Annotated in this window: 27 protein-coding genes and 1 tRNA gene; 14 read left to right on the forward strand and 14 right to left on the reverse strand. The window is 51.5% G+C overall.

Features of this window, described 5'->3' with window-relative positions:
* The first annotated feature begins 5 nt into the window (after positions 1-5).
* The 7 genes from B9Z35_RS12275 (at position 6) to B9Z35_RS12305 (ending at position 7,384) form a co-directional block, all read left to right on the forward strand.
* The gene (locus tag B9Z35_RS12275; protein WP_108283993.1) at positions 6-770 is read left to right on the forward strand and encodes a phosphoadenylyl-sulfate reductase; all 765 of its coding nucleotides are present in this window, start codon (positions 6-8) and stop codon (positions 768-770) included.
* An 88-nt stretch (positions 771-858) separates the two neighbouring features.
* Entirely contained in the window at positions 859-1,788 is a 930-nt protein-coding gene (cysD, locus tag B9Z35_RS12280; protein ID WP_108284083.1) for a sulfate adenylyltransferase subunit CysD, read from the forward strand.
* Between the two features lie 13 nt (positions 1,789-1,801).
* Positions 1,802-3,088, forward strand: coding sequence for a sulfate adenylyltransferase subunit 1 (locus B9Z35_RS12285; RefSeq protein WP_108283994.1), 1,287 nt, complete (start codon positions 1,802-1,804; stop codon positions 3,086-3,088).
* Between the two features lie 99 nt (positions 3,089-3,187).
* Positions 3,188-3,514 (forward strand): ferredoxin FdxA, encoded by a 327-nt coding sequence (gene fdxA / locus B9Z35_RS12290; protein WP_108283995.1) that lies wholly within the window; start codon positions 3,188-3,190, stop codon positions 3,512-3,514.
* A 30-nt stretch (positions 3,515-3,544) separates the two neighbouring features.
* Positions 3,545-4,588 (forward strand): NAD(P)/FAD-dependent oxidoreductase, encoded by a 1,044-nt coding sequence (locus B9Z35_RS12295; protein ID WP_108283996.1) that lies wholly within the window; start codon positions 3,545-3,547, stop codon positions 4,586-4,588.
* Positions 4,589-4,825: 237 nt separating this feature from the next.
* Positions 4,826-7,030 (forward strand): TonB-dependent siderophore receptor, encoded by a 2,205-nt coding sequence (locus B9Z35_RS12300; protein WP_108283997.1) that lies wholly within the window; start codon positions 4,826-4,828, stop codon positions 7,028-7,030.
* Between the two features lie 278 nt (positions 7,031-7,308).
* Positions 7,309-7,384, forward strand: a tRNA-Asn gene (locus B9Z35_RS12305).
* A gap of 67 nt (positions 7,385-7,451) precedes the next feature.
* Here the strand turns inward: B9Z35_RS12305 and B9Z35_RS12310 are convergent.
* The 4 genes from B9Z35_RS12310 to B9Z35_RS12325 are packed head-to-tail and all read right to left on the reverse strand — an operon-like array spanning position 7,452 to position 11,284.
* On the reverse strand, positions 7,452-8,435 hold the full coding sequence (locus tag B9Z35_RS12310; RefSeq protein ID WP_108283998.1) for a tripartite tricarboxylate transporter substrate binding protein: 984 nt from the start codon (positions 8,433-8,435) through the stop codon (positions 7,452-7,454).
* Complete coding sequence (gene leuD / locus B9Z35_RS12315; RefSeq protein ID WP_108283999.1) at positions 8,432-9,031, reverse strand: 3-isopropylmalate dehydratase small subunit; 600 nt, start codon at positions 9,029-9,031, stop codon at positions 8,432-8,434. Before leuD ends, B9Z35_RS12310 begins: the two co-directional genes overlap by 4 nt.
* Complete coding sequence (locus B9Z35_RS12320) at positions 9,028-10,422, reverse strand: 3-isopropylmalate dehydratase large subunit (protein WP_108284000.1); 1,395 nt, start codon at positions 10,420-10,422, stop codon at positions 9,028-9,030. Before B9Z35_RS12320 ends, leuD begins: the two co-directional genes overlap by 4 nt.
* A 16-nt stretch (positions 10,423-10,438) precedes the next feature.
* Positions 10,439-11,284, reverse strand: a complete 846-nt coding sequence (locus tag B9Z35_RS12325) for an oxaloacetate decarboxylase (RefSeq protein WP_158268148.1) — start codon at positions 11,282-11,284, stop codon at positions 10,439-10,441.
* Positions 11,285-11,417: 133 nt separating this feature from the next.
* Here B9Z35_RS12325 and B9Z35_RS12330 point away from each other — a divergent pair, with 133 nt between their 5' ends.
* From B9Z35_RS12330 to soxA, 5 genes are all read left to right on the forward strand, one after another.
* Complete coding sequence (locus B9Z35_RS12330; protein ID WP_108284002.1) at positions 11,418-12,413, forward strand: tripartite tricarboxylate transporter substrate binding protein; 996 nt, start codon at positions 11,418-11,420, stop codon at positions 12,411-12,413.
* A 25-nt stretch (positions 12,414-12,438) separates the two neighbouring features.
* Positions 12,439-12,843 (forward strand): c-type cytochrome, encoded by a 405-nt coding sequence (locus B9Z35_RS12335; RefSeq protein ID WP_158268149.1) that lies wholly within the window; start codon positions 12,439-12,441, stop codon positions 12,841-12,843.
* A 74-nt stretch (positions 12,844-12,917) separates the two neighbouring features.
* Complete coding sequence (locus tag B9Z35_RS12340; RefSeq protein WP_158268150.1) at positions 12,918-13,307, forward strand: thiosulfate oxidation carrier protein SoxY; 390 nt, start codon at positions 12,918-12,920, stop codon at positions 13,305-13,307.
* Between the two features lie 4 nt (positions 13,308-13,311).
* A complete protein-coding gene (locus B9Z35_RS12345) occupies positions 13,312-13,650 on the forward strand; it encodes a thiosulfate oxidation carrier complex protein SoxZ (protein ID WP_108284005.1) in 339 nt (112 codons plus the stop codon).
* A gap of 5 nt (positions 13,651-13,655) precedes the next feature.
* Positions 13,656-14,423, forward strand: coding sequence for a sulfur oxidation c-type cytochrome SoxA (gene soxA, locus B9Z35_RS12350; RefSeq protein ID WP_108284006.1), 768 nt, complete (start codon positions 13,656-13,658; stop codon positions 14,421-14,423).
* A gap of 53 nt (positions 14,424-14,476) precedes the next feature.
* On the opposite strand, the gene B9Z35_RS12355 is transcribed toward soxA, so the two are convergent.
* The 9 genes from B9Z35_RS12355 to B9Z35_RS12395 form a co-directional block, all read right to left on the reverse strand.
* Complete coding sequence (locus B9Z35_RS12355; protein WP_108284007.1) at positions 14,477-16,675, reverse strand: xanthine dehydrogenase family protein molybdopterin-binding subunit; 2,199 nt, start codon at positions 16,673-16,675, stop codon at positions 14,477-14,479.
* Between the two features lie 9 nt (positions 16,676-16,684).
* Complete coding sequence (locus B9Z35_RS12360; RefSeq protein WP_108284008.1) at positions 16,685-17,185, reverse strand: (2Fe-2S)-binding protein; 501 nt, start codon at positions 17,183-17,185, stop codon at positions 16,685-16,687.
* A gap of 147 nt (positions 17,186-17,332) precedes the next feature.
* On the reverse strand, positions 17,333-18,226 hold the full coding sequence (locus B9Z35_RS12365; protein ID WP_108284009.1) for an amidohydrolase: 894 nt from the start codon (positions 18,224-18,226) through the stop codon (positions 17,333-17,335).
* 2 nt (positions 18,227-18,228) lie between these two features.
* Positions 18,229-18,885 carry a 3-oxoacid CoA-transferase subunit B gene (locus tag B9Z35_RS12370; RefSeq protein ID WP_108284010.1) on the reverse strand — a complete coding sequence of 219 codons (657 nt, stop codon included), beginning with the start codon at positions 18,883-18,885 and terminating at the stop codon, positions 18,229-18,231.
* An 8-nt stretch (positions 18,886-18,893) separates the two neighbouring features.
* Positions 18,894-19,610 (reverse strand): 3-oxoacid CoA-transferase subunit A, encoded by a 717-nt coding sequence (locus B9Z35_RS12375; protein ID WP_108284011.1) that lies wholly within the window; start codon positions 19,608-19,610, stop codon positions 18,894-18,896.
* 8 nt (positions 19,611-19,618) lie between these two features.
* Positions 19,619-20,116, reverse strand: coding sequence for a DUF4286 family protein (locus B9Z35_RS12380; protein WP_146178997.1), 498 nt, complete (start codon positions 20,114-20,116; stop codon positions 19,619-19,621).
* Positions 20,117-20,126: 10 nt separating this feature from the next.
* Positions 20,127-20,654 carry a carboxymuconolactone decarboxylase family protein gene (locus tag B9Z35_RS12385; protein WP_199219825.1) on the reverse strand — a complete coding sequence of 176 codons (528 nt, stop codon included), beginning with the start codon at positions 20,652-20,654 and terminating at the stop codon, positions 20,127-20,129.
* A complete protein-coding gene (locus B9Z35_RS12390) occupies positions 20,651-21,535 on the reverse strand; it encodes a tripartite tricarboxylate transporter substrate binding protein (protein WP_233246576.1) in 885 nt (294 codons plus the stop codon). Before B9Z35_RS12390 ends, B9Z35_RS12385 begins: the two co-directional genes overlap by 4 nt.
* A gap of 103 nt (positions 21,536-21,638) precedes the next feature.
* Positions 21,639-22,436 (reverse strand): SDR family NAD(P)-dependent oxidoreductase, encoded by a 798-nt coding sequence (locus B9Z35_RS12395; RefSeq protein ID WP_108284014.1) that lies wholly within the window; start codon positions 22,434-22,436, stop codon positions 21,639-21,641.
* Positions 22,437-22,530: 94 nt separating this feature from the next.
* Between B9Z35_RS12395 and B9Z35_RS12400 the strand changes: the two genes are divergently transcribed.
* The gene (locus B9Z35_RS12400) at positions 22,531-23,427 is read left to right on the forward strand and encodes a LysR family transcriptional regulator (RefSeq protein ID WP_108284015.1); all 897 of its coding nucleotides are present in this window, start codon (positions 22,531-22,533) and stop codon (positions 23,425-23,427) included.
* Positions 23,428-23,434: 7 nt separating this feature from the next.
* Here B9Z35_RS12400 and B9Z35_RS12405 read toward each other — a convergent pair whose 3' ends face one another.
* Entirely contained in the window at positions 23,435-24,634 is a 1,200-nt protein-coding gene (locus B9Z35_RS12405; protein WP_158268151.1) for an alpha/beta fold hydrolase, read from the reverse strand.
* Positions 24,635-24,829: 195 nt separating this feature from the next.
* Here B9Z35_RS12405 and B9Z35_RS12410 point away from each other — a divergent pair, with 195 nt between their 5' ends.
* Positions 24,830-25,285, forward strand: coding sequence for a (2Fe-2S)-binding protein (locus tag B9Z35_RS12410; RefSeq protein WP_108284085.1), 456 nt, complete (start codon positions 24,830-24,832; stop codon positions 25,283-25,285).

The following is a 25,285-nucleotide window of genomic DNA, read 5'->3' on the forward strand; positions in this document are numbered from 1 at the left end:
GCATCATGAGCACCAGTTCATTCCTATCTGCCAACGGCCAATCCAAGGCCACCACCTTGAATGCCCGCGCCAGCGATGACTTCGCAGCCAAGCTGTCTGAAACTCAAGCCTTGCTGCAACGCGCAGCGGCAGACTTCACGCCTGTCACCCAAGCCTCTAGCCTTGGCGCTGAGGACGTGGTGATCACCCACCTCATCAACAGCTTGAAGCTCAACATTCCTGTGTTCGTGCTCGAAACCGGCGCACTGCACACCGAGACTTTGGCTTTGCTCGAACGCACCGAGGCCACCTCACGCGCCCCCATCCACGTGTATCGCCCTGCGCATGAATCGGTCATCCAGTTTGTGCGCACCGAAGGCCAAGACGCGATGTACAAAAGCATCGAGCTGCGCAAAGCATGCTGCGGCATTCGCAAGATGGAACCGCTCGCCCGCGCCCTCAAAGGTCAACGCGCTTGGATCACCGGTTTGCGCCAAGAGCAATCCACTGCTCGCGCTGATGTGCCGTTGCAAGATGACAGCGAAGTGGCCACCAAAAACTTAAGCAAGTTCACCCCCTTGGCCAAGTGGACCTGGGGCGATGTGTGGCACTACATCGCCACCAACCACGTGGACTACAACCCACTGCACGACCAGTTTTTTCCCAGCGTGGGCTGTGCCCCTTGCACACGCGCCATCAGCTTGGGCGAAGAGTTCCGCGCGGGTCGCTGGTGGTGGGAAAGCAGCGACCTGAAAGAGTGCGGTTTGCATGTCAAACCGCACGGCGAGTGATAGCTCGCGAGTCACTGCTTCAGTGCAGGTTCATTTCGCTGAAAGCGAAGTGAACCGGAACTAAGACGAATTGATTGAAGAAAAAATTATGAACGCTACAACCAAAAACGAGTTGCACCACTTAAGCAACACCCACCTCGATGCTCTGGAAGAAGAAACCATCTTCATCTTGCGCGAAGTCGCCGCCGCCTTCGAGCGCCCCACCCTGTTGTTCTCGGGCGGCAAAGATTCGCTCGTCATGCTCAAGTGCGCCGAGAAGGCTTTCGGAGCTGGCCGAATCCCCTACCCACTGTTGATGATCGACACCGGCCACAACTTCAAGGAAGTCACCGACTTCCGCGACTCACGCGCGAAAGAACTCGGTGCTGAGTTGATCGTGCGTAGCGTGGAAGACTCGATGAAAAAAGGCACGGTGCGTTTGGCTCACCCCGGTGAGAGTCGCAACGTGCACCAATCGGTCACCTTGCTCGAAGCGATCGAAGAATTCCGATTTGACGCACTCATTGGCGGCGCACGCCGTGACGAAGAAAAAGCTCGCGCCAAAGAACGCATCTTCAGCCACCGCGACAGCTTTGGCCAATGGCAGCCTAAAGCACAACGCCCTGAGTTGTGGACCCTGTTCAACCACAAGTTGCAACCCGGCGAACACTTTCGCGTGTTCCCCATCTCCAACTGGACCGAGCTTGACGTGTGGCAATACATCGCCCGCGAAAACATCGCGCTGCCATCGATCTACTACACGCACAAACGCGAAGTGGTGGACCGCCGTGGTCTGTTGGTGCCTGTGACCGAACTCACACCCCCCAAAGACGGTGAGAAGGTAGTGATTCGCGACGTGCGTTTCCGCACCGTGGGTGACATCACCTGCACATGCCCCGTTGAAAGCGATGCGGCCACCCCTGAGCAAATCGTCATCGAAACGTTGGCCGCAGACGTGAGCGAGCGCGGTGCCACACGCATGGATGACAAAACATCTGAGGCTTCGATGGAGAAGCGCAAAAAAGACGGCTATTTTTAAGACGGTGAATTTGATGACGACAACAAATACAACTAACCAAAACGCACTCAAGTTCATCACCTGCGGCTCCGTCGACGACGGCAAGAGCACGCTAATTGGCCGCTTGCTGGTTGACACCAAAGCAGTGTTGCAAGACCACTTGGCCGGCGTGCAACGCTCGGGCGAAACCGACCTCGCTTTGTTGACTGACGGCTTGAGTGCCGAGCGCGAGCAAGGCATCACGATTGACGTGGCTTACCGCTACTTCAACACCGAAGCACGCAAGTTCATCATTGGTGACGCGCCCGGCCACGAGCAATACACCCGCAACATGGTGACCGCTGCTTCTAGCGCTGATGCGGCTGTGGTGTTGGTCGATGCCATCAAGCTGGACTGGAAAAATCCAGCACTCGAATTACTGCCACAAACCCGCCGCCACTCGTTGCTGGTCAACATGCTGCGCGTGCCCTCCATCGTGTTTGCCATCAACAAGCTCGATGCGGTGGAAGACCCTGCACTGGCGTACAAAAACATCGAAGCTGCTTTGCGCAAATTTGCCAAAGAAGCGGGCATCGCCATCACGGCCATGGTGCCTGTGTCCGCCCTCAAAGGCTGGAACGTGGTGACTACCGAAAACAATGACCAAACCGACTGGTGCGGCTATACGGGCCCTAGTCTTTTGAGCATTTTGGAAGAGTTGCCCAACACGCCTGCCGAAACCGAGGTGGCGTTCAGCTTCCCCGTGCAATGGGTGGAAAAATTCCACGACTCTGGCGTGACCACCCAAGGCCGCCGCGTGTTCTGGGGCCGAGTGGCCACAGGCAGCATCGAGCCAGGCCAAACCATCAAAGTGTTCCCTAGCGGCCAAACGGCTGTGGTCTCGCAGGTATTGTCGGCCACACGCGAGCCACAAAACAAAGCCGCAGGCCACAGCGCTGGCATCGTGCTGGACCGCGAAGTGGACGTCTCACGCGGCGACTGGTTGCTGGCTGCTGAAGGAAGCCCTGAAGGCCAACGCCAGCTCAACACCACCATCGCGTGGATGGACGACGAACCCTTGGTGGCTGGCCGCCTGTACTGGGCATTGCATGGCCACCGTTGGGTGAAAGCCAAAGTGCAACGTGTGGTGCACCGCCTGAACGTCAATACTTTGGCCGAAGAAGAAGCCACCGAGCTGGCTCCCAACGCAATTGGCCACGTCACTTTGGCCCTGCAAGAGCCTTTGGTCACACTGCCTTTCAGCCAATCGCGCATCTTGGGCGCACTGGTGTTGGTGGACACGGCCACGCACAAAACCTCGGGCGCAGTGTTGGTGAACTAAGCCGACTCAAAGCCCTGAATTGATTCCCGTTTAAAATCAAAGGCTTGGGCAACGGCAGAGCGCTGTTGCCCCTCTTTTTTACCCATCGATTGAATTGACATGACGCACGTAGTCACCGAAGCCTGTATCCAATGTAAGTACACCGACTGTGTGGACGTTTGTCCCGTCGACTGCTTCCGCGAAGGCCCTAACTTCCTCACCATCGACCCAGACGAGTGCATCGACTGTGCGGTGTGTATCCCCGAGTGCCCTGTGAACGCCATCTACGCAGAAGAAGACGTGCCAGAAGGCCAAGAGCACATGACCAAGCTCAACGCTGAGTTGTCGCTCATCGGCTGGCCAAGCATCACTAAGCGCAAAGCACCTATGGCCGATGCGGATGCATGGAAAGACAAAACCGGCAAGCTCGCCGAACTCAAGCGCTAAGCACTGCGCACACAGCCCATAACGGCACATATGGTTTCGGCAACCACGATTCATACTGACGCCGTCATCGTGGGCGCAGGCCCAGTGGGCCTGTTTCAAGCTTTCCAGCTTGGGCTACAAGACATTCGCAGCCACATCATTGACGCACTGCCCCACGTCGGCGGTCAATGCGTTGAGCTGTACGCAGACAAACCCATTTACGACATTCCCGGCATCCCTGTGTGCACGGGCCGTGAATTGGTGGCGCAGCTGCAAACGCAAATCAAACCCTTTGCACCCACGTTTCATCTCAACCAAGAAGTGACCGAAGTCGAACAACTCGACAATGGGCATCTCTCTGTTCGCACCTCCACAGGCCTGCACTTTGTTTGCAAAGTGCTGGTCATTGCAGCGGGTGTGGGCGCATTTCAAGCGCGCAAACTGTCCGTCGAAGGCGCAGCAGAACTCGAAGGCACGCATGTGCATTACCGCTTGGGCGATGCCTCGCGTTTTGCGGGCCAAGATGTGGTGGTGATGGGTGGCGAAGATTCGGCCGTCGCAACCGCGTTGAAACTCACACTCGAAGCACAGCCACCGAAAAGCGTGACTCTGATGCACCGCCGCGATGTGTTCACCGCCGAGCCTATGCTGTTGCAAGCCATGCGTGATGCGGTGGCAAGTGGCAAGTTGCAACTGCAAATTGGGCAGCCCACTGCTTTGCTAAGCACGGCTCATCAGCTGCACGCCTTGCAAGTGGCTACACCCGAAGGTCAAACCATCGAGCGCACAGCACAGCATGTGTTGGCGTTCTTGGGCCTCTCCCCCAAACTCGGGCCCATCACCACCTGGGGCTTGGCGATAGAACGCAAGCAACTGGTGGTCAACACCGAAACCTTTGCCACCGATGTGCCAGGCATCTTTGCCGTGGGCGACATCAACACCTACCCAGGCAAGAAAAAACTCATCTTGTGTGGCTTTCACGAAGCCACCCTCGCCGCCTTTGGTGCGGCTGCCATCGTGCACCCCACTCGAAAGACCTTGTTGCAATACACGACAACGTCCACTGAACTGCATCGCCTGCTCGGACTCGCATAAAATACACATCGCGTTAGCAATAACGCATTCGCTAGGGGTGTTGAAGCCGTCACCGACTTCGACTGAGAAAGTCCCTTTGAACCTGTTGAGACCCGCCTAAAGCGGGTCTCAAAGTCCGCAAGGACTTGAGGTAATCCTCGCGCAGGGAAGCTTGGTCTTATTACGAGGCTCTTCACTCATAAGAGCATTCACTCGTTACAAAGTCAGCCGACCTGCCATCACGTTGAAGGAAACGTCATGGCAAACCATTCGCCATTTTTCAAAGCCACTCGCATTTCTGCGGCTGTGGCCATCTGCATCGCATCTAACGCCTGGGCACAACAAAACCCAACTGAAATCACCATCACCGACAAGTTGCCTGCTCGCGTGTCCGGCTTTGGGGATGTGCCTGCGCAAGAACTGCCTTTTTCGACCACCACCTTCAGCAGTGCTACTCTGCAAGATATAGGGGCGCAACGCACTAGCGATGCCTTGCATTTAGATGCATCTGTTAGCGACAGTTACAACTCGCCTGCCTACTGGGACATGCTAAGCGTGCGGGGCTTCTCACTTGACAACCGTTACAACTACCGTCGCGAAGGTATGCCGATCAGCGCAGAAACTATGATTCCCATGGAAAACAAAGAGCGCATTGAGCTACTTAAAGGCACCAGCGGCATTCAGGCCGGCACAAGCTCGCCAGGCGGCTTGGTGAACTATGTGGTCAAGCGTGCTCCTACAAGCGCTGAACAACAGATTCGCAATGTCACGTCAGGTATCAGCCAAGGCAACAATCGCTTGATCGCGGCAGATTTAGGTGGACGTTTTGGTGAAATATCAGAGTTTGGATATCGTTTCAATCTGGCACATGAAGACTTAGACCCGTACATTAAAAACGCAAACGGTAAAAGAGATTTGGTGGCACTTGCTATCGATTGGCGTTTAAAACCTGGAACCGTACTGGATATTGAATTCGAGCAGTCACATCGTGAACAAGTGGGTATCAACGGATATAGCTTGCTCGGTGATCAGTCAAGTTACAACCTTCCTGGAACCGTAGATCCACGCATTAACCTGACACGTCAATCCTGGAGTCAACCGGCCATCTTCGAGGCAATGACAGGATCTATTCGACTACGCCAAGAACTGGCTGCAGGTTGGCAGTGGACTTCACAATATGGTGTTCAGCGATTGAAAACAGATGATCGTTTGGTATTTGGTTTAGGTGCAGATTGTTTACTTACAACGGGCGTTTGCGACAGGTATGCCACGAATGGTAGTTTTGACCTGTACGATTTCCGCAGTGAAAACGAACGACGACTCATGGACGTCATTCAAACCGAATTGAACGGACAAAGCACTTTAAACGGCATGCGCCATGATTTGACGTTTGGTATTTCACGCCAAAGACAACTTGATCGCATGCCACCAACACAATCGTATAACTTGATCACAAGCGGTCAGGGTAATGTCTTTACGCCATTCACTGTCTCGCCAGAGCCGAAATACGTCACACCTAATACAAACAGAAACGAATATTCCACTGAACTCAGCTTAAAAGACCGCGTTCATTTGACAGATGCAACTTCCCTTTGGGCTGGCATGCGACATGTGTCTTATGACAGAAGTAGCATTCAAAACGCTGCCCCAGACCCAAATGCCGCTTGGCCTTACTCAAACCGTTATCCAAATCCCAAAAGTTTCAGTGGAAGCATTAACGTACCTTGGATTGGCGCATCTACACGCCAGAATGGCCTGATGATTTATGCGTCACACGGACACGGTGTTGAGCAGTTTGTAACACCAAATAACGCTAGTTACGAGGCGACTGCAGGTGCCCAACTCGGTATTGGTAGGAGTCGCCAAACCGAGGTCGGTTTACGCAATATTCCGCCCCTTAATCAGCTCGAATGGAATGTTGCAGTTTTTGAAATATCCCGACCCTTTACACATGACATTTTCAATTTAGCGGGCAACTTCAACACACGATACGTAGATGGCACAGAAACTCACCAAGGTCTCGACTTAGGCGCCAAATGGCAAGCTGCACAATGGAAACTTGGTGCACAAATGCAGTGGATGAATGCCAAAATTTCAGGCGTTCAGCAGAGCCCTGAAACGGTTGGATCAACACCTTTGAATGTTCCTAAGTTTGTGCTCAGGGGAATAGCAGAATATCGCTACAGCACTGTTCCTGGCCTGCGCACAGGTATTCGTATGTCACATGAAGGCGAGCGTCGCGTTACGGAGGATGGCAGCATTCAACTTCCAGCTTGGACGACGCTTGACGCCATTGCCCATTACGACACTAAATTCAACAATATGGCATCCACTTGGACAATGGGTATAGACAACGTCGCTGACAAACGCTACTGGCGTGAATCACCCAAACAGTATGCACATTATTATCTTTACCCAGGTGCACCTCGAACAATTCGCGCAATGGTTCAATTCCGACTTTAACGCAATGATTTAGCTTTTCTGGAGCTGTGACTTCAAGCTCCCATCAAGCAGAGATAGCAGCATCTTTGATCGGTTTTCTAGGCTCGCCAAGCGCTGCAAAAGTCATTTCAGAAGCCGGATTGAAGCCTGCACCAGAATCTATAAACATTGACTAAGGCAGTAAGAAACAAGACTTTCCGCAGGTCAGAAAAAGCTTAACTGGGCCATCTAAAAGTAAGGTTTTTTTTGGTATACTTTTGCTCGTTGCAGAACACAGCTGTGTTCTACTCACCCAATATTCCTCAATAGCTCAGTTGGTAGAGCGCCGGACTGTTAATCCGTAGGTCCCTGGTTCGAGCCCAGGTTGAGGAGCCAAATAAAACCCCCTGTAGCAATACAGGGGGTTTTTCTTTTGCCGCATTTGTTCTTCAAGATTTGATGGTTAATGCAAATTGGCAGTCTTGGCGATCGCCTGCCATGTTTTGAGCTCATGGGTTAACTCCTTGGTAAAACCTGCTGAAGTCATCCGAATGGAGTCAGCACCTTCACGCTCCAAACGGGCTTTGATCGTCTCCGATGACGCTGCATCATTGATCACGCGATTGAGCATTTCGATAACTTGAGGTGATGTGCGCGCGGGGGCCAATATGCCCCACCATGTTGTAACCTCAAACCCTGGAACACCTGCTTGCGCCATTGTCGGCACATCTGGAAATAACGGAGATCGCTTCGCGCCAGTGACGGCCAACACTGGCAATTTACTCTCATGCACGTGCGTCAAGATCGTGGGTACTGTGGCAACAAACATATCCACACGCCCTGCTAGCAGTTCGATGGTTGCAGGGCCACTCCCTTTGAAAGGCACATGCGTCATCGATAAGCCCGTTTTCTGACTGAACAGTTCTCCAGCCAAATGGTTGATGCTGCCTTCGCCAGCAGAGCAATAGTTCAACCCTTCAGGTTTTGTCTTTCCAAGCGTGATTAACTCGGACAAAGTTCTAGCCCCCAATTGGCGAGAGCCAACAATCAGCAAGGGGCCACGACCAATCATGGCAATGGGTGAAAAATCTTTGATGGGGTCATACGGCAACCGCAATGAAATCGCAGCATTGGTTGCAAAAGTGGAGGTCGCAAACAATAAGGTGTGCCCGTCGGCCTTTGCTTTGGCCACGAAATCTGCACCTAGGGCGCCACCTGCCCCACCTCGGTTCTCAATCACCACAGGTTGCCCTAAACGATCGGACATGAGCTTAGCCATGTCACGCGCAATGCTGTCAGTCCCACCTCCCACAGAAAATGGCACAACCATCGTTAAAGCGTGCTTAGGAAAGTCTTGAGCTGAGCCGACAGATGCAAATACAAAGTGCAGCAACGCCGCCGCAAAATTGCGCCCCAGTCGTTTGACAGATGAAACATTTGATTTCATACGCGAACGCCTTGATGATGGCTTTCCCATTGCTCAATCTGCGTGAGGTGCTGCAGGGTCATGGTGATTTCATCCAAACCTTCAAGCAATATGCGACGTTGCTGCAAATTGATTTCAAATTCAGTGACCATATCGCTTGGTCCATGAATTTGACAATTACGAAGATCGACATGTACTGCTGAATGCCCATCGACACGAATCACCTCATGCATCAGTCGATGGTGCTGATCCGCGTCTAGCTCGATTGGCAATATGCCGTTTTTAAAGCAGTTTTCAATAAAAAATTCGGCCAATTTGTGCCCTATCACGCAGCGAATTCCAAATGCCTGAATAGCCCAAACAGCGTGCTCCCGAGAACTTCCACAGCCGAAATTCGAGCCCACCACCAAAATAGGCGCGCGCTTAAACTGAGCGCGCTCTAGAACAAATTCTTTGATAATGGTGCCATCTGGGCGGCGTCTTTGAAAAGCCAATAGCCCTTCGGCGAGATCTGCATGAAGGTCTTTGAGGTATTTTGAAGGGATGATTTGATCCGTGTTGACATCATCAACAGGCATGGGAATCGCAACGCCTGAGACTTCAATAAATGGCGTCATGCGAGTAGATCCTTTAAATTTTCAGCGTCTACGATGCATCCTGCAATCGCACTTGCTGCTGCAGTTGCTGGGCTAGCAAGATGAGTTCGAACACCTCGACCTTGACGATTTTCAAAATTACGATTGCTCGTAGCCACGCAACGCTCACCAGCCAGACCTACTTCGCCGTTTGCACCTGCGCACATAGAACAGCCGGACGAATGCCACTGAAAACCTGCATTGATAAAAACACGATCAATGCCTTCTGCTTCTGCTTGTGCTTTGATCTTTGATGAGCCCGGCACCACAAGTGCCACAACGTTGTCAGCGACATGACGATTTTGAACCACACGTGCGGCTTCGCGTAAATCGGAGAGCCTTGCATTGGTGCACGAACCAATGAATACACGCTGCACAGGCAATCCTTTTAAGGTCTGTCCGGCCTCCAACCCCATGTAGTCCAATGCTTGGGTCAAGCGCATCTTCTGATCCGCATCTAGGTTCTGGGGTAACGGAATTTCTTCGTGAATATTCACGGTTTGTGATGGGTCCGTCCCCCAAGTAATTTGAGGTTGAACAGCCGAGCAGTCCAGGGTGACTTCAGCGTCAAATCTTGCATCAGGATCAGATTGCAACTGTCCAGACTGTTCAATCACACATCTCAAAACATCATCCGAAATGTCAAGCCCTTGAGCTTCGTACCACGCCACTGTTTTTGCGTCAGGTGCAATCAAGCATGTTCTGCCACCCCACTCAATCGTCATGTTGCACAGGGTCATGCGCCCCTCTAAATCCATGTCGTGAATGACAGGCCCTGAATACTCGACTGCATAACCTCGGCCCGCAGTAACACCCAATGTTCGAATTAAATGCAACGCTACATCTTTGGCATTCACACCAGGGCGAAGATGACCTGTCAACAAAACTCGCATTTGTTGGGGCTTAACCAAAGCCATCGTTTGAGTCGCCAGAATATGAACCAACTCCGTGGTGCCGCACCCAAAAGCCAAGCACCCCAGAGCCCCAACTGTGGAGGCATGGCTATCAGGACAAGCAAGTGTTTTTCCTGGCTGTGCCCACCCCTGCTCTACCGAAATGATATGGCTGATGCCATGCTGCGGACCACGGTGATCAATCAAAACCACCTCGTGATCATTGCAAGCCTGTTGTGTTGCTTGCATGTTTTCCGATGCGATTGCAATATCGCTACGTGTCGCAACCGTATGGTCTTGTACGACGACAGTGAGGTCTTTGCGCCGGACCTGACGGTTTTGTCTCGCTAATTCTTTAAACGCATGCGGTGCATGCAGATCATGAACGACATGTCGATCGATGTACAACAATTCGCGTCCATCTTCCCTGACTCCAACGAGATGGCTATCCCAAATTTTCTCAAATAATGTCAATCCCATAAATCTCCGTTATGCATCAAGCCTTCATAGCGAATTGACGTTCAAGCTCCAGCCATTCATCCATGCCTAAAACTTGGTTGTACTCATCAAAAGTTGCCATGCGATCGCGAACGGAGCGCGTATGAGAATCTTGACGAAGTGCTTGAAATGAATCCTTCAAAGCTTTAACGACGGCATAACGCGCTGTGCCCGCATGCAAAGCAAAAACACAGCCGACAGACTCTAAAGTTTCATCTGTCAGCTCGGCAGTTGGACCTGTTTCCTGCACCACTACGACCAAGGGTGCTTGGGCAATATCAGTAACGTAACGCAGTTCTTCAGCCGTATTTGCACCCATGACAATGACCGCATCTGCACCAGCTTTGGCATAAGCGTGGGCGCGATGGGCTGCATCTTTCAAACCGTGCATTGACTTCGCATCGGTTCGCGCAATGATCACGAAATTAGGGTCTTGGCGCGCATGAACAGCTGCCATGATTTTTTGGACTGTGTCTTCTTCGCTCAGAACAGGAATTCCTTGAGGAAGCAAACCACATCGCTTGGGCGTGACTTGATCTTCAATGTGGATGCCTGCAACGCCAGCCGCTTCGAACTCGCGCACTGTACGCATCACATTCATGACGCCGCCGTAGCCTGTATCAGCATCGCAAATCATCGGGATCTTCAAGCTGCGTGCAATCCTACCTGCATGCTCTAGGTTTTCTGTCATGGTCAACACACCGATATCCGGCAACCCAAGCAAACTTGCAGAGACCGCGTTACCTGAAAAAGCGACGACAGGAAAACCCACACTTTGAGCGATCCTTGCAGACAGACCGTCGTAAGCACAAGGCATACGAACCAGTCGCCGTTGATTCAGCATGGATCTCAAAAGCTCAGCGTGATTTGGGTGCGACATAGGTGACTCCGTAGACTTGCATTTTGGTTAATCCTGGCTACATTGATACAAGGTTATACGGATTTGCTCATTCAAGCAGTCCCAAAAAGGACAACACATGAATTACTCAAAATTAAAGCAGATGATTCAACTGGTACTGTTGGCAATGCTTTACGCCATAGGCCCATTTGCATCAGCAGATACTGTCGGCGACTATCCGAAAAAGCCGGTTCGTTGGATCATTCCAACATCCCCGGGCGCAGGGACTGATACATCGGCTCGTATCTTTGCACAAATTGCAAATGAAGCTTGGAAACAATCCGTGATTCCAGACAACAAGCCCGGCGCATCAGGCATGCTCGGCCTTGATGCACTGTACGCAGCGCCACCTGACGGCTACACCTTGGCTTTTATGAGCGTTTCTCAATTCATTGACGCCACACTCCTACAAAAATACCAGTTTGATCAAGCCAAGGACTTCACCCCGATCTCTCTTCTTGCTTCAACGCCTCTTGTTTTACTGACGAACAACCAAACAGGTATTCGCTCGGCGACCCAGCTGATCGCCTATGCCAAAGACCATCCTAACGAAATGAATTACGGTTCAGGGGGAAGCGGGGGGCTGACTCATATTGCCATGGAGATGTTCGCGAGCAAAGCAGGTGTCAAACTCACCCACATCCCTTACAAGGGCAGTGGGCCTGCGGTGATAGACCTTTTGGCTGGGCGCGTTCAATTAGGACACTCCACCCCTCCAGCTGTCATGCAACACATCAAGTCAGGTCGCCTCATCCCGCTGGCTGTTACAACACCGCATCGGTTTGCACAGCTTCCAGATGTACCCACCATGACTGAGCTGGGTTTCCCCGGTGCATCCATCACCACTTGGTACGGATTATTTGGTCCGGCAAAGATGAATCCCGCCTTGGTTGAAAAAATCGCTCAAAGCCTTGCCAATGAGGCTAGGCGCAATCCTGCAACCAAAGATCGAATCATCACAGGTGGTATTGATCCTGTGTTTGGCACTTCATCAGACTTTGCTGCAAGCCTGAAAAAAGAAAGAGAACAAATTCTTTCTACTGCCAAGCTCATTGGATTTGAAAAAGACAAGTAATTAATCACTGCCAGCAACTATGTACATGAAGCACATTCAAAAAAATATCGCACTCTGCATCGGTTTTCTAGCCAGTACATGCAACGCACAAGCAGTGATAGAAGCTGAACCAGGCTTTCGCATCATGGCCAATCGACAGCAAGGCAACTGTGTGACCTGCCATCAAATCACTGTCTTGCAAGATGCCAAAGGGATAGACGGCGCAGCTGGAAAGCAAGGTGACTTTGGCCCAACGCTTGACGGGGTGGCCAATCGTTACAACGTGGCACAACTTCGTCAATGGGTCATCGATGCGCGTCAACTAAAACCCAACACACTGATGCCACCCTTTGGCACCTTAGAAGGTACGACGCAAGCCAGCCCTTCACGCCCCATGCTCAGCCTAGATGAAGTAGAAAAGGTGACAGCAGCCTTAGCCACTTTGCGCTAAAGTGACTCGTCATGAAGCCCTGCCAGCCCACTTTAGATCGTCGCTCTTGTTTCGCACACATGGGGGTGGGAGCCATGAGCCTTTGCGGTGCGTCACATGCATGGGGCGCACCAGAGCTGAATTCACAGGCCGAACTGATGGCTCGTGGTTTATCTGGCACTGGCATTGACGTCACCCTGCCACCTTTGGCAGACAACAGCAATGCCATTCCTTTGCAGTTCACGCTACTAGCACCTACTGGTAAGAAGTTGATCAGCTTTGAAATCATTGCACCAGAGAATCCAAACCGAGTCATTTTGAAGTTCAAGCTGGGACAAGCCCAATCTCGTTTGACATTCAGCACCCGCATTCGACTCGCAACCACTCAGGAAGTATGGGTTTTAGCTCGACTCAGCGATGGCAAAAGCTTGGGTCGCTCGGCACACACCGTGGTAACTGCCACCGCTTGTTTTGACGAGACCTGAACAGATGGCACAAAAACTTGACATTCCTGTTCGTCTGTCCCTCTCTGGACCAGTGCGTCCTGACTCAGAGATTGAAGTGCGTTTATTACTTGGACACGTGATGGAAACGGGTTTTCGACACGATAGCTCTGGCGTGCAAGTTCCTAAAGACATATTGCAATTCGTCAAAGTTCATATGGGCGACACATTGGTTTTTGAAGCTGAGTTAGGCACTGGCATGGCAGCCAACCCCATGTTCTTTTTTTCATTCACACTCCCGCCCCTTGCAGGCGATATGGTGGTTAGCTGGGCTGATGACCAAGGTCGGACTGGTGAAATGCGTCGTCCACTGCTTTACCGCTGATCGTCATGCCACTTAGATATTTCTGGCAAAGTGTGCTGACTTTGGTTATCAGCCTGGGGCAATCGTTGCATGCTGAAAACCTGATTAGTGGCAACAAATTTTTAACCCCACAACTGCAAGCCATGCAGCAAGACGCCGATGTCAACCCCATCACACTGTGGATTGAAAAAGGCCAAACCTTATGGCGAACCAGTTGTGAAAATTGCCACCATGCGCCAGAGAGCTTACGCACCTCGGCCGCTGAACACCCGCGTTTAATCACACGCAACGCCACAACTCGCTTGGTAAATCTAGAAGATCAAATCAATGCTTGTCGCCAGCGCGTCGGCCAAGTCCCTAAGGGGTTGGAAGACGATGACACCTTATCCCTGAGCGCCCTACTCCACAGCGTAGCGAAGGGGCAGCCCATTCACGCGCAAGCGCCCAGTGATCAGGCTAGCTTGAAACGCTGGGAAGATGAGTTGGCCCAAGGTGCGCAGCTCTACATCACACGCATAGGTCGGCTGAACTTGGCCTGCGTACATTGCCATGATGGCAAAGTCGGTGCAAACCTGCGTGCAGAGGTGGTGAGCCCAGGACATCCTTCAGGCTTCCCGATCTACCGGTTGAATTGGCAAAACATGGGCTCGATTGACCGTCGCTTGCGCGCCTGTTATTCAGGTGTACAAGCGACCCTACCTTCCCCTGGTAGTCCGCCCTTGCGACAACTCGAGCTCTACCTCAAGGTGCGCGCTCAGGGCATGCCACTCGACGGCCCCTCGATACGGCGATAAATAAAAAACGCAACGCAAACAAGGCCTATTTCAGACCTTGCTGCCCATCAGCTTTACACCAAAGTTAAGCCATGTTTGCGCAGCGGCAAATCGCGCTGAGGCTTGCCTGTCGCTGCATATATCGCGTTGAGCACGGCTGGACCCACCACGCAAATGGTGGGTTCGCCCACACCGCCCCAAAAGTCGCCAGTGGGGACCAAGACAGTTTCGACCTTGGGGGTTTCTTTGAGACGCATGAGTGGATAGGTGTCAAAGTTACGCTCTTTCATACGCCCTTTTTCCACCGTGTTTTCACCCAAGAAGACGCCCGACAAGCCCATCACCACAGAGCCCTCGATCTGGGCACGCACTTGCGCGGGGTTGACCACATGACCTGAATTCAAGGCAAACACCATACGGTGGATTTTGACCTCGCCCTTGGATGAGACCGACACCTCTGCCGTCGCAGCCGAGTAACTGGCGTAACCCATGAATTGCGCAATACCTCGATACACTCCCGGTGGCAAAGGCTTACCCCAATCACCAGCTTCAGCCGCAGCGTTGAGCACGCCCAAATGCTTAGGGTGGTTCTTCATCAGCGCGCGGCGAAACTCCAGCGAGTCTTTGCCCGCAGCGCGTGCGCACTCTTCCAAAAAGCACTCCATATAAATGCCGTTTTGATTGGTGTTCACACCACGCCAAGGTCCCACGGGCACGTGGGTGTTTCGCATCACGTATTCAGTCAGCAAATTGGGGAAGGTGTAGCCCAATTGAGCATCACCCGCCTCTTCCCAAAAGCCCTGCATTTGACGTGTGTCTTTGTTATTCTTAATGGCCATGGGTGCCAACAACGCATTGAGTGATTGACCTGACACGCGCACATGAAACGCAGTCATATTGCCTTTTTCGTCAATGCCAGCAGACATCTTGGCCATGGAGATGGGGCGGTAAAAGTCGTGCGTCATGTCTTCTTCACGGCTCCAGACCAGCTTGATGGGCTTGCCTGGAAACTTCTTGGCCACTTGCGCAGCCTGATCGACATACTCTTGATGACCACCGCGTCGACCTAAACCGCCACCTAAGTCCATCTTGTACACATCACACTGCGTCAAAGGAAAACCTGTGGCCTCAGCCAGCGCAGCCAGCGAGCCCTCTGCACTCTGCGTCGGCACCCAGGCTTCAGCGCGGTTGCCGGTGATGCGCACCGTGCAATTCATGGGTTCCATGGTGGCGTGAGCCAAAAAGGGGCTGGTGTAGATAGCCTCAACTTTTTTGGTGGCTTGTGCAATGGCTGCTGGAGCATCGCCTTCTTTGCGTTGCCAAAAATCACCAGTGGCTGTCAGACCTTCGCGCAGCATGGCATCAATGGTGGCGCTTGATTTATCACCGTTCACACCATCGTCCCAGACCACCGGCAGTTCAGCCAACGCGGTCTTGGCACGCCAAAAAGTATCAGCCACCACGGCCAAGGTGCTGTCGTTGATCTTGACCACGCCTTTGACACCACGCATCTTGGCGATCTTGCTTTCGTCGTAGCTGACCAACTTGCCGCCAAACACCGGACTTTGCATCACTGCGGCATTGAGCATACCCGGCAGTTGCAAATCAATGCTGAACGTTTTTCGGCCATCCACTTTATCGGCGGTGTCCAAGCGACGCATAGACTTGCCAGCAATGCGCCACTGACTTGGTTTTTTGAGCGTGATCTTGGTTGGATCGGGTGCTGTCAATTTCGCAGCGTCATCCGCTACCTTGCCGTAGCTCAGCGTGCGCCCAGAAAGAGCATGTGTGATGACACCCTCTTTGGCCATGACCTCAGCCATCGGTACATTCCAACGATTGGCCGCTGCTTGCATGAGCATCATGCGTGCGGCAGCACCGCCGCGACGAACGTAATCGTGGGAGGTGCGAATGCCACGGCTACCACCTGTAGACATATCACCCCAAGCACGCTTGCGCGCAAGACTTTGGCCAGGGGTTGGCATTTCTGTGGTGACTTTGGACCAATCGCAATCCAGCTCTTCAGCCACCAACTGCGCAAGGCCTGTGCGTGTGCCTTGGCCCATTTCTGATCGCGCAATGCGAATGACCACGGTGTCATCGGGCTTGACCACCACCCAGATGTTGATTTCGTTGGGCGTCAAAGTGGTGTATGCGGCTTGCGCCAAAACGTCAGGCGCAAAGCTCAAGCCAAGAGCTAAACCGCTGCCAACGGCTGCAGAACTCACCAAGAATTGGCGACGTGAAGTATTCAATGTGGAGGTGCCGGTCATGGTGTGTCCTTAGGCTTGTGCGTTGTGATCGACGGACTCATAGGACGCCAAGACGTCCCCTAATTTCATTTGACCCGCAGCTACATGGATGGCATCACGAATACGCTGGTAGGTGCCACATCGACAAATATTGCTCATCGCCTCATCAATGTCTGCATCTGTGGGCTTTGGGATGCGCGCCAACAAAGCCGCTGCGGCCATGACTTGCCCCGATTGGCAATAACCGCACTGTGGCACGTCCAACTCGGCCCACGCTTTTTGCACCGCATGCGTGGCATTCTTAGATAAGCCTTCAATGGTGATGACTTTCATCTCCCCAACAGCAGACACTGGAATGGAGCAAGAACGCGCAGGCTGCCCATTCAGGTGAACCGTGCATGCACCACATTGCGCCACACCGCAGCCATATTTGGTGCCCGTCAATCCCAACACTTCACGTAATGCCCACAGCAAGGGCATTTGCGGCTCCGCATCGACTTGACGCACAGCACCATTCACATTGATTTTCATAACTTGTCTCCTTGAGTGATATGTAAGCCCAAGGAGATTCGCAACTCAGGCTTATTGACGTAAAGCGTTAATCACTTTATAGAAAATCAAGAAATTGCGCATTGATGAAAACGCAAAGTCTGGCATGTTGGCGACACATACCACCCATTATTCTGGGAAGCGATACAGCAATTGAGGATTTCTGACCAGCAAACCGTCTAACAAAGATTTGGTGGGAGCGATTTTCATGAGCGCATCGACCAATTCACCATCATCTGGAATGTGTGTGTGATTGGGGTGCGGCCAATCCAAGCCCCATAAACATTGCTCAGGGAAACACTCAACCAGCCGCGCAGCAAGTTGCGTTCCCATCGGGTAACCACTGCCAGCGCGAGAGGTGGCCTCTATTCGGTCAATGCCACTGACTTTGACATAAACCTTGGGGTGATCAAGTAACCTCATCAATGCCTGAAAGTCTTCATGCGACTCTCCCTTGGTGGCATCTACGCGACCCATGTGATCAATTACTACAGGAACAGCACTTTGCAGCAACTGCTGGCCCACACTATGAATCAACGCACTTTCAAAGTGCACTTGCAAATGCATGCCCACCGCAGCCAAACGAGGAGTTAGCTTAATCACATCTCGAACATCATGCCCGCCATCAAGATGGGCCATGAAGTTAAAGCGAACAGCACGAAAGCCACGACTCGCTAATCGTTGTAACTCTTGGTCTGAAACATCTACCTTGGTCAAGGCAACACCTAGGTAGTCACCGCCGCCAGCGGCAATTGCATCTTCAACCACAGAGTTGTCGTTGCCATGAATCATTGATTGAACTATGACGCAACGCCGAATGCCCAGTTTCTTATGCAAAGCAAACAATTTTTCTTTGGGCGCTTCAGCTGGCGTATTTTTGCGCAGCGGCGAATATGCAAAGCGCGATCTCGGGCCAAACACATGGACATGGCTGTCACATGTATTTAAGGGCAAGATCAAACAGGGCTGCGTTGGTTCATCCAAAAATGTTTGAACAACAGTTTCATTGGCTATGAGAGTCATGTTCACACTCGCTCATGGACATGTATTGGCAAACCTATGAGCGTCGAAAGACTTGCCACATCAAGGCCTTCCACAAGATCAATCAACGTCAAACCTCCTGAGCCGCAAGACAGAGTCGCCAAATCTGAATAGATACGGCTCACGCATGCAACACCGGTCAAAGGATAAGTACAAGTAGCAACCAGCTTGCTATCCCCAGTCTTGGTCATTAAATCCATCATGACCCAAGTCTGTTTGGCGCCAACGGCCAAATCCATCGCACCGCCAACTGCTGGGATTGCCCCCTTCTCCCCCGTGCTCCAATTAGCCAAGTCGCCTGTGGCTGAAACCTGAAAGGCGCCCAAGACACAGATGTCTAAATGGCCGCCGCGCATCATCGCAAAACTGTCTGCATGGTGAAAAAATGCACCACCGTTTAACAAGGTCACCGGTTGTTTCCCGGCATTGATCAAATCAAAATCTTCATCTCCAGAAGCAGGGGCTGGCCCCATGCCCAAGATGCCGTTTTCACTCTGCAAAATGACTTCGCGCTCCTTCGGAATGAAGTTCGCGACGAGTGTGGGTTGACCTATGCCCAAATTGACATAAGCACCCTCAGGAATATCCATTGCCACACGGCGTGCCAATTCTTCTTTGCTTCGACGCTTGATTGCACTCATATATTTCCTTAGACAGCTTTCTTAAAGCCGCCACCCAACGTCGCTTTATGCTCGATTCGAACGACATGACTGACAAATATGCCCGGCGTCACAACCGCCTCTGGGTCAAGTTGGCCGAGTTCAACAATTTCGTGAACAGAGGCAACCGTTCGCTTGGCGGCCATGGCCATGATGGGGCCGAAATTACGCGCTGCTTTTCTATAAATTAAATTGCCCCAACGGTCTCCCGCTTCAGCTTTGATGAGTGCCAAATCACCATGGATGGGGTATTCCAAAACATGATGTTTCCCATCAATCAATCGCGTTTCTTTTGCACTGCCGTCAGCATTCAATGCCATTTCCGTGCCGTAACCCGTTGGCGTAAAGAAAGCCCCGACACCGGCACCTGCGGCACGGATACGCTCGGCCAAGTTACCTTGAGGCACCAGCTCAAGTTCGATCTTTTTGCTGCGATACAAAGCATCAAACACATGCGAATCAGCTTGCCGTGGAAAACTACAAATAATTTTCCTGACGCGACCCGTATTCAACAATGCCGCCAACCCTGTATCGCCATTGCCTGCGTTGTTGTTCACCACGGTGAGGTCACGTGCGCCGTGATCGATCAACCCCTGAATCAGCTCGTTAGGAATACCCGCTGTACCAAATCCACCGATCAAAACAGTCGATCCATCCTGCACGCCATTGAGCGCGATCGACACCGAATCTGCAATTTTATTAATCATTAAATAGCCTATGCATGCCGAACAAAAAGTGTACGCGTTGTATTAAAAAACATAGGGCGAATCCGAGAACTCCACGCAGTGTGGCGAATGGATAGCCATGCTTCACTCTCCATCACCGCAGGTGAAACCAAGTCATAGCAAGCAATGTATCGCGGGCCGCCGCTCAAACGAATCAATCGCTTGGCGCTGATGGCCCCAGGGACTTTCGCTAAACCTGGCAAATGCTCTGTGTCATACCAAGCGTTAAATTCCTCATCATTTGCTTCGGATACATCTGTTTCAACGACGTAATGAAAACCGCCGAGCTCTTGGTGGCTTGCACCATTCAAATGACTTAACAACTTGAGCTCAGTGCACTCACTGAATACGGGCTTGACGCCTTCGAAATAGCAACGCCAAGCTTCTGCATTAACGGATTTCCACCAAGTCAGAGGTTTTGCATTTAAATCTGTATCGATTTGTACAGGTTGATCGTCAGAACAAGTGAGTAAGTAAACCGCAGACATCGAAATCCAATCAATGAACAATATTGAGTGCTATCAAAAAACGAGAAACCATGTTGTATGCAGCAACGGTAGCGACAAGCTCCACCACAAGACTTGCATCGTATTGGCGAGTGACTTCAGCCATCACATCCGATGGCACTTCAATGTCACGCGTCATGTGATCAGTCATCTTGAGAATTAACTTTTCTTGTGGGCTGAAACGATCTGAAAGCTCAAGTTGCTTGATGTCATCAATTTTTTCTTGTGCAACGCCTGCCTTTAGAGCGTGCGGGATGTGTGCTTCAAATTCAAAACTAGCCTTGTTAAGCACTGCTACACGCAAAATCATTAACTCGCGTAAATTCGCAGGGACTGCGGTTCGATTGCGCACGGCCGTCAACATGCTTTCCCAGCCTTTTGCTATGGGTGCACTGTTGAGTAGCACTTGGTAAAGCAGCGAAATGCGGCCACGCTCTTGAAGGATGCGGGCTTCGATGTCCTTCAGTTCAGGCCTAGTTCCTTGAACAACCAAAGGAACACGGATGTGATCGGAACTCATTCGTCACCCGTGATGTTGCGCGATTTGATGAGCTGCGCCCATTTATCCGTATCTACCTTAAGCATTACACCCAACTCCTCAGGCGAAGACGATTTAGGCTCAGCCCCCGACTGCGTCATTTTTGCGTTGGCCACTGGATCTGCCACAGCTTGTTGCACTGCTTTGTTCAAAGCTTTCAGTACTTCGGGAGACGTCTTGGCGGAGGCAAACAGTCCGTACCAATTGTTGGTATCAACTGACTTAAAGCCCTGTTCTTCAAATGTTTTGACATCCGGCAGGAGTGGATGGCGCTTGGCCGATGCCATGCCCAAAGCCTTCAAGCGCCCCCCTTTAAGTTGCGCCATCACCGCTGGCACATCTGCAAAAAAACCAGCCACTTGACCACCCAACAAATCATTCAATGCAGGTGCCATTCCGTTGTACGGCACATGCAATAGGTCAACCCCTGTCGATTGCTCCAACTGCAAGAGTGCCAGATGCGGAATGCTGCCTTTGCCTGATGAGCCAATCGGCACTGGGTCTTTTTTAGATCTTGCCACCGCCATGAACTCAGCAGCATCCTTTGATGCATGATTCACATTGGCTACAAAAACCTCGTTGTTATTGGCTACTAATGAAACTGGAACAAAGTCTTTTTGCATGTTGTAAGACAGCTTGGGATACAAAGCCGGATTGATGGCAGCAGCACCCACACTGGTTAGCCACAAGGTGCTGCCGTCAGCTTCTGCCTTGAGCACCTCGTTCGCGCCAATAGCCCCGCTGGCTCCGGGCTTGTTTTCAACGATGACCGTACGACCTAAGCTCCGCCCCAATGGTTCAGAAATCGTGCGCGCCATTGCATCCACGGGGCCACCCGGTGCAAAAGCCACAATGATTCGCACAGGTTTATTGGATGATTGTCCAAGAGCCCAAGTGCTTGCGAACAAGGCACAAATCGCCAAAAGTAGTGATCTTTTTTTCATAGTTTGTCTCCGCTGAATTTATTTAATCACACCGCGCGGTCATACCGCCGTCCACCACGATTTCAGTGCCAGTGATGAATCGGGCTTCATCACTTGCCAAGAAAAGTACTGCATTCGCAGTATCTCGACCGTCTCCCATAAAACCAAGGGGAATACGCTTAACACGTGAAGCAAGCAATGCATCCACATCACCCCCCGTCCGCTGTTTGGCCAAACGCACTTCAACCATGGGCGTGTGCAACTGGCCTGGTACTACTGTGTTCACACGGATGCCCATGGGTGCATGTTGCACAGCCACGACTTTAGACAATTGAATGACGCCCGCCTTGGTCGCAGCATAGGCAACTTGAGCACTCCCCGTCCATCGCGTACCTGAAGTGGAAGCCACATTGACAATTGCCCCACTTTGCTTCGCAATCATGGTGGGCAATACATATTTGCAAGTCAAGAAAACACTCTTCAAATTTACATTGATTTGAGAATCCCAAACGTCTTCACTCATTTCCACAGGCCCACCTGCAGCAGAGCCCCCCACGTTGTTGATCAGGATGTCAATCGTGCCAAACTGATCCAAGCAAGCTTGCACCATCTCCTGAATACTCTGCGAGTTGGTGACATCACATGCATAGGCTTGAATCGAACGACTGTCATCACCCGCAAGCGCCAGCGTCTCTGCTAAGCGCTCGGGGTCACGGTCCACAGCAAACACCTTTGCGCCTTCTTGCGCCAAGCGCACAGCTATTGCACGACCATTACCCCATCCGGATCCGACACATCCCGCGCCCGTGACGATGGCGACTTTTGAATTGAAACGAGTCATGAATTCCCAAGAAAAAAGTTGTATGAGTCAAGTGTGTTGCATTTACTCATAAAGTTAAACTACATAGCTTCTATATCAGATATATCTTTTAGCTATGGATCTTAAGCAGTTGGAATATTTCGTCACGGTGGTAGAACGCGGCAGCTTCAGCAAAGCGGCCATTTCACTTAACTTAGCGCAGCCCAGCTTAAGTCGTCAAATCGCACTACTGGAAGCCGAGCTTGGGCACCGTCTTTTAGAACGCACAGGGCGCGGCGTTTCCATCACAGAAGCGGGCGCCGCCCTGCTGTCGCACGCCAAAGTCATGCTGAATTCAGCCGAACAAGCTAAATTTCAAATCAAAGAAATGCGAAATGACCCGACTGGCAAAGTCGTGGTCGGGCTGCCCCATCGGTTAGCCATGGAATTATGTGTGCCTCTGATCAAGCATTTTCGAAAGAAACTGCCCAATGCACTGATTTCTGTCGTAGAGGGATTGAGCTTGTCATTGAGAGATAGTCTGATCAATGGACGTATTGATGTTGGTTTGTTGTTTGATCCACCAACCACGCCTCTGCTGAAGTATGAAACGTTGCTGCGAGAGCGCTTGATTTTGGTCGCTCCAAGCGCGACCAAGCTGCCCAAACAAGTCAGTCTTCAGATGCTCAAAGAGTTTCCTATGGTCCTACCCAGTAGCCCTAATCCAATTCGAAACCTTGTAGATGCTGTTTTACTACCGAGAAAAATTGACTTGAATATCGTGGCTGAAGTTGGTGCTGTGCATTCAGCTCTCGCACTCGTAGAAACATCAATGGCATGCTCAATCCTTCCGGAAGGAGCACTTCATCTCAGTAGCAAGAGCCGAAATGTCACCTTTGCACCCATTGGCCCACCTGCCATGTGGAACCAATTGATATTGGCAATTCCTGCTGCTCGCCCAATCAATCGCTTGACGCTAGAAACCATCCAACTATTGCGAGAACTTGACTTAGGTATGCCAAATCAAAACTGAAAAGTATTTACCGTGATTGAGCAATTAACCTCAATTCCCAGGGAATGATGACTTTTGAAAAAATCACCGGATCAGTCCAGCCCTTAGGCTCTCGCCCTAAATGTCCACCCAATGGATTGATCCAAGACTCTTTGGGAACGTCGCCCGAGCGCATCAAAAGTTCGATATCTGAAATAGGCACTTGCGTGTCTCTCACGCCCGTCACCACCAACATAGGCGTTGTGGGCTTGCTCAATAAATTTTGAGCTTTCAACGACATGGCGGGCATCAAGCGCGCCAAGTCATCCACAGTATGGGCGCCTTCAAACACATTGATGAAAGCTGGCGCTAAGTCAAACAAATACTCTCGATTTCCCATTGTGCCTTCACGCAAAAACTTCTCAGAGAAGAACTCATCCACAGGTGGAGATTGAGCAACAGAACCAAGCAACCGTTCTTTTTCCGTGATGGCCAATTTTGCAGCCCAATAACCACCAAAGCTCACACCCGATACAACAATTCGTTTTGAGTCAACGCGAGGATGTGCATTCAAATAATCCAACACTTTGGAAAACATGCGCTCCGCATTCGCACTCACCTTGATAGGCGCCTGCCCCGTACCAGGACTATCCACGGCAAGGAAACCTACACCTTGCGAAAGAATTTGTTCATAGCTGTCCGCCACGGTTTCTTTGCGACTATCCAAACCACTGATTGCCAAAATCATGGGGAACTTTTGCCCTGATGCGCCTGAAGGAAAGCGTAAATAACCCGTGATCGTTTTTCCTTCAAACGGAATCTTTACCACCTCCATTGGCGGATTCATAGCCTCTGCGTATTTCAGATACGCTTTGACTGCATCGTCATAGGCAAGTTGTTTACCTTTGCTATTCGGCACAGGCCACTGGGCAAAGTAATACAGACGCCAAGCTTTTTTATAAAAAACGGCTGCCTCTTGAGGCGTTGCCGACTTACGGCCCTGAGCCATGTAATTTTCAGCGACTTGGCTCCAACCTTTGGCCCATTCATCACGGTCGCGTGTATGAATCAAACTCAATGCTTGTGCCACATCTTTGGGGTCAAGACCACCAAGAGGATAAGCGCCACGTTGCGCGCGCGCCATCGACTCGGCTTTGATTTCGTCGATGGTTCTCTCTGTCAGCTGCGCTTGCGCCGTCACACTAAGAACGGTCAATGCAAATGATATGGCGGTTAAAAATTTTCGCATCGCGCTCCCCATTAGGTTGAATTAGTCTGCACCTTATCCAAGTCAAGCTCGAATAGCTAGGGGTAAATCCCGCCAATGCGAGAAAAAACTGACACCTAGGTGTCACGTCTTTATCTTTGTTTAGCTGTAGCTCAGGTGACTCCATTCGCTGGCCACGACCGATACGATGATCACACCAATTTGCAGGAGCAACGCATGGTTCAGTTCAAACTCAATGGCCAAACAGTCCGAAGTAACGTCTCACACGCAACGCCACTTTTGAACGTCTTAGCGAACGATTTTCAAATCAATGGCTGCAAGTTTGGTTGCGGAAAAGCCCAGTGCAGCGCTTGTTTGGTGCTGATCGATGGCAACCCCGTCAAATCATGTGTGGCGCCCGTCTCCGCAGTCGCTGGACGAGACGTCATCACACTGGTTGGAATGAAAAATGGCGATCAACCCAGCCTTTTACAACAAGCGTTCATCGACGAACAGGCAGCTCAATGCGGCTACTGCACCTCAGGCATGATCATTCAAGCTCAAGCCCTGCTTGATCGCAATCCCAGTCCGACTGATTCGGAGGTCCGTACTGCGCTCGATGGCAATTTATGCCGATGCGGCGCACACAATCGCATTGTTCGTGCAGTGCTTCGTGCCGCGAAGGAGTTGTGA

The sequence above is a fragment of the Limnohabitans sp. Jir61 genome (assembly GCF_003063545.1).
GTDB lineage: Bacteria > Pseudomonadota > Gammaproteobacteria > Burkholderiales > Burkholderiaceae_C > Limnohabitans.

Bases quoted from the DNA above. Each gene is read 5' to 3' on its own strand.
- B9Z35_RS12275 (WP_108283993.1), top strand. From the start codon at position 6: ATGAGCACCAGTTCATTCCTATCTGCCAACGGCCAATCCAAGGCCACC.
- cysD (WP_108284083.1), top strand. From the start codon at position 859: ATGAACGCTACAACCAAAAACGAGTTGCACCACTTAAGCAACACCCAC.
- B9Z35_RS12285 (WP_108283994.1), top strand. From the start codon at position 1,802: ATGACGACAACAAATACAACTAACCAAAACGCACTCAAGTTCATCACC.
- fdxA (WP_108283995.1), top strand. From the start codon at position 3,188: ATGACGCACGTAGTCACCGAAGCCTGTATCCAATGTAAGTACACCGAC.
- B9Z35_RS12295 (WP_108283996.1), top strand. From the start codon at position 3,545: ATGGTTTCGGCAACCACGATTCATACTGACGCCGTCATCGTGGGCGCA.
- B9Z35_RS12300 (WP_108283997.1), top strand. From the start codon at position 4,826: ATGGCAAACCATTCGCCATTTTTCAAAGCCACTCGCATTTCTGCGGCT.
- B9Z35_RS12310 (WP_108283998.1), bottom strand. From the start codon at position 8,435: ATGAAATCAAATGTTTCATCTGTCAAACGACTGGGGCGCAATTTTGCG.
- leuD (WP_108283999.1), bottom strand. From the start codon at position 9,031: ATGACGCCATTTATTGAAGTCTCAGGCGTTGCGATTCCCATGCCTGTT.
- B9Z35_RS12320 (WP_108284000.1), bottom strand. From the start codon at position 10,422: ATGGGATTGACATTATTTGAGAAAATTTGGGATAGCCATCTCGTTGGA.
- B9Z35_RS12325 (WP_158268148.1), bottom strand. From the start codon at position 11,284: ATGCTGAATCAACGGCGACTGGTTCGTATGCCTTGTGCTTACGACGGT.
- B9Z35_RS12330 (WP_108284002.1), top strand. From the start codon at position 11,418: ATGAATTACTCAAAATTAAAGCAGATGATTCAACTGGTACTGTTGGCA.
- B9Z35_RS12335 (WP_158268149.1), top strand. From the start codon at position 12,439: ATGAAGCACATTCAAAAAAATATCGCACTCTGCATCGGTTTTCTAGCC.
- B9Z35_RS12340 (WP_158268150.1), top strand. From the start codon at position 12,918: ATGAGCCTTTGCGGTGCGTCACATGCATGGGGCGCACCAGAGCTGAAT.
- B9Z35_RS12345 (WP_108284005.1), top strand. From the start codon at position 13,312: ATGGCACAAAAACTTGACATTCCTGTTCGTCTGTCCCTCTCTGGACCA.
- soxA (WP_108284006.1), top strand. From the start codon at position 13,656: ATGCCACTTAGATATTTCTGGCAAAGTGTGCTGACTTTGGTTATCAGC.
- B9Z35_RS12355 (WP_108284007.1), bottom strand. From the start codon at position 16,675: ATGACCGGCACCTCCACATTGAATACTTCACGTCGCCAATTCTTGGTG.
- B9Z35_RS12360 (WP_108284008.1), bottom strand. From the start codon at position 17,185: ATGAAAATCAATGTGAATGGTGCTGTGCGTCAAGTCGATGCGGAGCCG.
- B9Z35_RS12365 (WP_108284009.1), bottom strand. From the start codon at position 18,226: ATGACTCTCATAGCCAATGAAACTGTTGTTCAAACATTTTTGGATGAA.
- B9Z35_RS12370 (WP_108284010.1), bottom strand. From the start codon at position 18,885: ATGAGTGCAATCAAGCGTCGAAGCAAAGAAGAATTGGCACGCCGTGTG.
- B9Z35_RS12375 (WP_108284011.1), bottom strand. From the start codon at position 19,610: ATGATTAATAAAATTGCAGATTCGGTGTCGATCGCGCTCAATGGCGTG.
- B9Z35_RS12380 (WP_146178997.1), bottom strand. From the start codon at position 20,116: ATGTCTGCGGTTTACTTACTCACTTGTTCTGACGATCAACCTGTACAA.
- B9Z35_RS12385 (WP_199219825.1), bottom strand. From the start codon at position 20,654: ATGAGTTCCGATCACATCCGTGTTCCTTTGGTTGTTCAAGGAACTAGG.
- B9Z35_RS12395 (WP_108284014.1), bottom strand. From the start codon at position 22,436: ATGACTCGTTTCAATTCAAAAGTCGCCATCGTCACGGGCGCGGGATGT.
- B9Z35_RS12400 (WP_108284015.1), top strand. From the start codon at position 22,531: ATGGATCTTAAGCAGTTGGAATATTTCGTCACGGTGGTAGAACGCGGC.
- B9Z35_RS12405 (WP_158268151.1), bottom strand. From the start codon at position 24,634: ATGCGAAAATTTTTAACCGCCATATCATTTGCATTGACCGTTCTTAGT.
- B9Z35_RS12410 (WP_108284085.1), top strand. From the start codon at position 24,830: ATGGTTCAGTTCAAACTCAATGGCCAAACAGTCCGAAGTAACGTCTCA.